7 protein-coding genes are annotated in these 5,682 nt (G+C 46.7%); 3 read left to right on the forward strand and 4 right to left on the reverse strand.

Going from position 1 to position 5,682, the window contains the following annotated elements:
• Positions 1 to 168: 168 nt before the first annotated feature.
• A complete protein-coding gene (locus tag ACRCZA_RS16835) occupies positions 169 to 405 on the reverse strand; it encodes a hypothetical protein (protein WP_438675523.1) in 237 nt (78 codons plus the stop codon).
• A gap of 1 nt (position 406) precedes the next feature.
• On the opposite strand from ACRCZA_RS16835, the gene ACRCZA_RS16840 reads away from it, so the two are divergent.
• Both ACRCZA_RS16840 and ACRCZA_RS16845 read left to right on the forward strand, forming a co-directional pair.
• On the forward strand, positions 407 to 1,078 hold the full coding sequence (locus tag ACRCZA_RS16840; protein WP_438675524.1) for a GntR family transcriptional regulator: 672 nt from the start codon (positions 407 to 409) through the stop codon (positions 1,076 to 1,078).
• 93 nt (positions 1,079 to 1,171) lie between these two features.
• On the forward strand, positions 1,172 to 2,236 hold the full coding sequence (locus ACRCZA_RS16845; protein ID WP_438675525.1) for a ketoacyl-ACP synthase III: 1,065 nt from the start codon (positions 1,172 to 1,174) through the stop codon (positions 2,234 to 2,236).
• Positions 2,237 to 2,417: 181 nt separating this feature from the next.
• Here ACRCZA_RS16845 and metA read toward each other — a convergent pair whose 3' ends face one another.
• Together metA and ACRCZA_RS16855 are read right to left on the reverse strand one after the other, a co-directional pair.
• The gene (metA, locus tag ACRCZA_RS16850; RefSeq protein ID WP_438675526.1) at positions 2,418 to 3,359 is read right to left on the reverse strand and encodes a homoserine O-succinyltransferase MetA; all 942 of its coding nucleotides are present in this window, start codon (positions 3,357 to 3,359) and stop codon (positions 2,418 to 2,420) included.
• A gap of 103 nt (positions 3,360 to 3,462) precedes the next feature.
• Positions 3,463 to 3,897 carry a YbaY family lipoprotein gene (locus ACRCZA_RS16855; protein ID WP_438675527.1) on the reverse strand — a complete coding sequence of 145 codons (435 nt, stop codon included), beginning with the start codon at positions 3,895 to 3,897 and terminating at the stop codon, positions 3,463 to 3,465.
• 117 nt (positions 3,898 to 4,014) lie between these two features.
• Between ACRCZA_RS16855 and ACRCZA_RS16860 the strand changes: the two genes are divergently transcribed.
• Positions 4,015 to 4,758, forward strand: coding sequence for an SDR family NAD(P)-dependent oxidoreductase (locus ACRCZA_RS16860; RefSeq protein ID WP_438675528.1), 744 nt, complete (start codon positions 4,015 to 4,017; stop codon positions 4,756 to 4,758).
• A gap of 75 nt (positions 4,759 to 4,833) precedes the next feature.
• Here ACRCZA_RS16860 and ompW read toward each other — a convergent pair whose 3' ends face one another.
• A complete protein-coding gene (gene ompW / locus ACRCZA_RS16865) occupies positions 4,834 to 5,478 on the reverse strand; it encodes an outer membrane protein OmpW (RefSeq protein ID WP_438675529.1) in 645 nt (214 codons plus the stop codon).
• Positions 5,479 to 5,682 lie beyond the last annotated feature (204 nt).

Below are 5,682 nucleotides of genomic sequence, written 5' to 3' on the forward strand. Positions count from 1 at the left end.
ATAACCCATTTGCTTGAGTGCAATACAGGCATCAAATACTCCTTCGATATATTCGAAGTCATCGACTTGATGTACATAACCATGATCTTTGTTGATCACACCATCACGGTCTAAAAAAACGGCTCGATTGACTGTACTCACACTCTCTACTCCACTCAAAAACATCGCCTAGGGCGTCATGGCGTGTATTATTTCATTCATTACACTAAATTGCACCGCGAAGTTTAGCGAGTTATCTGCTGGCGATACCTTAGCATTGGATGGGATTTGGCCGTGTTCTCCTTGGAAATCGCCAATTTCAAACAATAGCTTAGACAGTTCACTCTGCCATTGCCCTTTATTTGTCCTGTGTTTAACGGTAATCTTGCTGCCATAAAAATAACATTTGCGAATATAGACAGTCATAATGAGTCGAGCAACGCCTATCGTCCATAAAACTCGCACACAATTAGTTGTCGAAGCGCTCAGGGAGCGGATTCTTTCGGGTGACATTGCCGCGGGGGAACCACTCAGGCAAAGTGCCTTAGCCGAGGCTCTCAATGTCAGCCGGATCCCGGTACGGGAGGCGTTATTGCAACTTGAGGCCGAAGGTTTGGTGAAATTTGAGCCTCACAAAGGTGCCACGGCGACATTATTATCCGTCGCGCAAGTGACCGAATTATTTGAATTACGTGCGATGATTGAAACCGATCTGCTCGCCAAATCCATCCCTAAATTGCAGGAAGCGGATTTCATTAAAGCTGAGCAAGTGTTACAACAATTGGAATCGGCCTTTAAACACGAGGATGCGGTAGCCAGTTGGAGCGAGCTCAATACTCAATTTCACACTTGTTTATACCAAGCGGCCAATCGGCCACACACCTTAGAGGTGGTTCACAGCCTTAACACCCACTGCGATCGCTATATTCGTCTGCAATTGTTGCTCGCTGGCGGGATCCCGGCGGCGGAGCATGAGCACCGGGCGTTACTCACCCATTGCAAATTACAAGAAACTGATAAAGCCACGGCATTACTTAAGCATCATATATTGCATGCTGCGATGACCATTCGCGAACTTGTCGCCAAACAGGTCGACTAGATCACGGACAGTTTTAAGTTATCCCGATAAGCTTTGTTGTCGATTCAAGGCAGCACTTTTATGTTCTGCCTTTTTTATTTGAGAGAAACCACCATGCAGTACGCTACTATCACCGGTTGGGGCAAATGCGTCCCACCCGCCACGCTGACCAACGATGATCTTGCCACCTTTATAGAAACCTCCGATGAGTGGATTAAATCACGTACCGGGATCAGTCAACGGCATATCAGCCATGTGGACACCTCGGCATTGGCCAGCGTTGCCGCCAAGCGTGCTCTCGCCGCCGCAGGAATTGATGGCAGTGCCATTGATATGATTATCCTTGCGACCGCCAGCCCTGATACGTTGATCCCCAATATTGCCTCCACAGTACAAGCTGAAATAGGTGCCAACTGCGCCGCCTTTGATATCAATGCCGCCTGCAGTGGCTTTCTCTATGGTTTAGGCTTGGCTAGCTCGCAGATCAAAAGTGGCCAATGCCAAAAGGTATTGGTTATCGGCGCCGAGCGGTTATCGTTCTATTTAGATTGGTCCCGCCGCGAAACCGCAGTGTTATTTGGTGATGGCGCAGGCGCCGTGGTGGTCGAAGCCTCGGACATCCCTGGCGGCGTACTGGGTTATGAGTTAAATAACGATCCCGAGGGCCGCGATATTCTCAAAGCCGGTTTTGGCACCGCGATGGATCGCTTCTCTGCCGATTCCTTGGATTTTTACATCCAATTTGATGGTCAAGAAATTTTCAAACGCGCCATTAATGGCATGAACAAATTAAGCACTCAAGTGCTTGAAAAATGTGGTGTTGATAAGGACGAGGTGGATCTTGTCATTCCTCACCAAGCGAATGAGCGCATTATCGATACCCTTGTTAGCCGAATGAAAATCCCTAAGGAAAAGGCCTTTGTTAACATTGCAAATTATGGCAATACTTCGGCGGCCACCATTCCTATCGCCATTTGCGATGCACTAGAACAGGGCCTTATCAAACCGCAGCAAACCATACTGTCCTGTGCCTTTGGGGCCGGACTGACCTCTGCGGCGCTGTTGCTAAAATGGGGGGAGCGAGTCACGCCTGTTCAACTCAGTGACGCTCAATTACCGCCCTGTGATAAAACCGGTATTGAGTTAGTTAAACGTGCGGTGGATTACTTCTGTAAGTAATTGAAACCATAAAAAGCCATCAACTGATGGCTTTTTTGTTATCCAGACCAACATCCTGTTCCGCTTCGCTAATCAAACCTTAAAGCTCAAGCCAATAAGATAGCGGGTTCAAGTCTGCTAATAATGGTGAGTGTCCACGCTATCACCCTTCCACACAATCACCCTTCCACGCTATCCCCCTTTATCGGGATTCCCAGGGCGTCATCGCGCTCATATCCGTTAAATCATAGGGGGTTAATTGGTACACATAATAATTGAGCCAATTACTCACCAACAGGCTACCATGGCTATGCCAACGGGCAATGATTTCGCCATTGGGATCATCATGTTGATAGTAATTTTGCGGCACATTCGGCTGTAAACCTAAGGCTAAATCCCGTTGATATTCATCATGTAAGGTTGATTTTTGATATTCAGGGTGTCCCATCACAAATAAGTTGCGATGATTACGACTGAGCACTAAATACGCCCCAGCCTCATCGGACTCGGCCAGCACCTGTAACTCGGGATGCAACTTAAGTTCAGCCAGCGCCATCTGAGCAAAGCGGGAATGGGGCGCATAAAATTCATCATCAAAACCCCGCAGTAAAGGAACATGTTGACTCGTGCGCCGATGAACAAACACCCCTGAGCACTTTTGCGGCAGAATGTGGCGATGTAAACCATAAAGATGATACAAGCCCGCATGGGCGGCCCAGCATAAAAACAAGACTGAGGTCACATGCTCCTGCGACCAATCAATAATGTCGCGGATCCGGTCCCAATAAACCACCTCTTCAAAATCGACCTGACCTAAAGGTGCCCCGGTGATGATCAATCCATCGTAATTTTTATGGCGTACATCCTCAAAATCACGGTAAAAGGTGTTCATATGATCCGTCGAGGTGTGTTTAGAGGCTTTATCGTGGATCCGCAATAACTCCACATCCACCTGTAATGGCGTGTTGCCCAATAACCGCAGCAGTTGCGTTTCTGTCTCAATTTTATTTGGCATCAGGTTTAAAATCAGTACCTTCATTGGTCTGATATCCTGATTGGCGGCCCGAGTTTCGGACATCACAAAAATATTTTCGGACTCTAAGACCTCTGCTGCTGGCAGATGATCTGGAATGTTAACCGGCATACCGCGCCTCTTCTGTTGGTCAATACTATGTGGTTAAAAAATAACAACATCATGATTAAAAACTAACAATATCAGCGCGCTGGCTCGGTTAATTCACCTTACGTTAGCGGCCGACCTTCTCAAGCAAAATCGTCATCGCCTCTGTCGAATTCAGATCAACGCGATAGGCTTGAGTATTAATAAACAATAACGTATCACCATGCATGATCCTTGCACCTATGGCATAGGTATGCCCTGGCGTAAATTGATCGCGCCCCATGTCAAAGCGAAATGGCATCGGGGTTCTGGCTCCTTGGCTAACACGCTCGGCCATGACGACCGCCGGTGCATCCATTTTAGACACATCCAATAACTGGACGATAAACTGCGCATCGGCGGGTAACGCGATACGCTCGCGGTACATGGCCTCCCCCTTTATCTCAATCATATCATTGGGCGTCGCACAACCGCCTAAGAGCAGCGTCACGGCGAGCAAGGCCATCCCCCCTAATTTTTGTACCAAAGCAGGCAATGCATTTAACGTTAGCGACTGACTCATGTTATTTCTCCTAATCATACATAAAGACTTCTGGATGTCCACATGTCCATACTATAAATCTTGTCATAGTGAACATATCTTCCTATCATAAGCCACCATTTCGTTGCCGAAAAATTTATGACCCAAGCAACTGCGATAATTGTGGGCGCAAGCTCACATTTAAGTCGCGAACTTGCAAAGCAATTAGCAGAACAACAGGTTGAATTAGCCTTATTTGCTCAAGATCCAGAAGCGCTGCGTGAGTTTGCCTCCTCTTTACCGACAAAAGTACAAGTATTTGGCCTGCAAATTGAACAACCACAAGCCATTATTCATCAACTTGAAACCGTATGGCACAGTTTAGGCGGCGCGCACTTAGTCATAGTCAATACCGGGCTCAATAGTTACGATCCTGCGCTGCCTTGGTTGCCGGAGCAGGATATTATCGATGTGAATGTGCGTGGATTTGCCGCTATCTGCAACACTGCCTTTCGGTTATTTCGTGAACAAGGCTACGGCCAGTTGGCGGCCATTAACTCCATTGCTGGCCTGCGCGGTGGACCGAGTGTGGCCTATCACGCCTCAAAAGCCTTTGCTCAAAATTACCTCGAAGGCTTGAGCATGCATGCCCAGCGCCTCAAACTGCCGATCACGATTACCGATATTCAACTTGGTTTACTCGATAAAGCGGCAATGCAGCAAAGTGCGCTGTGGTTAGCGCCTTTACCTAAGGTGGCGGCCCAAATCATTAACGCGATGCAAAAAGGCAAACGCCGAGTATATGTGACTAAACGCTGGCGTCTGGTGGCTTGGTTAACCAAACTCCTGCCAGAATTTATCTACAATACCCGCCATTGGAAGCCGAAGAAGGCTAAAAAATAATGTTTATCGTGTTTTAACGCGATAAAAGCAAAAAGGAGCTTTTTAGCTCCTTTTTGTACAATTAACCGCAATAGATTAGAAAGTGTAACCCACGCTCACCATATAAACCCAGGGGTCGATATCGGTTTCAATGGTGACAGGTGTGCCGCTCAATTTAAATTCCACATCGGTACTTATCTTGGCATACCAAACAGAGGCGTTCACCAGCCAATCTTTACTGACTTGATAATCGATACCGGCTTGAGCTGCCCATCCCCAAGAATCGCTCAAACTTAAATCGGTTAACGCGCCACCTAAATTGTTAGTGAACTGGTTATCAAAAAACTTAGTGTAGTTAAGCCCCGCACCAATATAAGGACGTAATGGGGATTGGGCATCACCAAAATAATACTGCGCCACTAAGGTGGGGGGTAAATGTTTAGTTTCAGCAATTTTACCCGGTCCCGCTAAAGAGACATCATGGCTAAATGGGGTTGCCGCCAGTAATTCAACCGCAAAATTATCCGTCAGCATATAGCCAAAGTTCAGCCCTAATTGGGCGTTATTACTCACTTTGAATTCACCAAACGTCGCCACAGGATCACTTGACTCATTCGGCGCAACCACCGCAACACCGCCGCGCACGATAATCTCGCCCGCTTGATGAGCAGATACTGAGGCGGAAAATCCCGCCGCTAAAATAGTTGAAGCAACAACAGCAGAAACGATATTTTTATTCATCACCATACTCCATGTGCGCAACATTGATTTTATTTTTAACTACATCACTTAACAATTGATGCTTACACTGCCAGATAAACAGTGGTGATTTATTGATCCAAATCAAGCTTAATATCAATACTTATATTTAGGTATATCAACTAGATATAGATCACATATTCCGCAATATTGCTGCCAAAACAAGGTTAACCCGTTAACGTACTG

Source organism: Shewanella sp. (genome assembly GCF_051658185.1).
GTDB lineage: Bacteria > Pseudomonadota > Gammaproteobacteria > Enterobacterales > Shewanellaceae > Shewanella.

Excerpts from the sequence above, each read along its gene's own strand:
- ACRCZA_RS16835 (WP_438675523.1), bottom strand. The coding sequence starts at position 405 with ATGACTGTCTATATTCGCAAATGTTATTTTTATGGCAGCAAGATTACC.
- ACRCZA_RS16840 (WP_438675524.1), top strand. The coding sequence starts at position 407 with ATGAGTCGAGCAACGCCTATCGTCCATAAAACTCGCACACAATTAGTT.
- ACRCZA_RS16845 (WP_438675525.1), top strand. The coding sequence starts at position 1,172 with ATGCAGTACGCTACTATCACCGGTTGGGGCAAATGCGTCCCACCCGCC.
- metA (WP_438675526.1), bottom strand. The coding sequence starts at position 3,359 with ATGCCGGTTAACATTCCAGATCATCTGCCAGCAGCAGAGGTCTTAGAG.
- ACRCZA_RS16855 (WP_438675527.1), bottom strand. The coding sequence starts at position 3,897 with ATGAGTCAGTCGCTAACGTTAAATGCATTGCCTGCTTTGGTACAAAAA.
- ACRCZA_RS16860 (WP_438675528.1), top strand. The coding sequence starts at position 4,015 with ATGACCCAAGCAACTGCGATAATTGTGGGCGCAAGCTCACATTTAAGT.
- ompW (WP_438675529.1), bottom strand. The coding sequence starts at position 5,478 with ATGAATAAAAATATCGTTTCTGCTGTTGTTGCTTCAACTATTTTAGCG.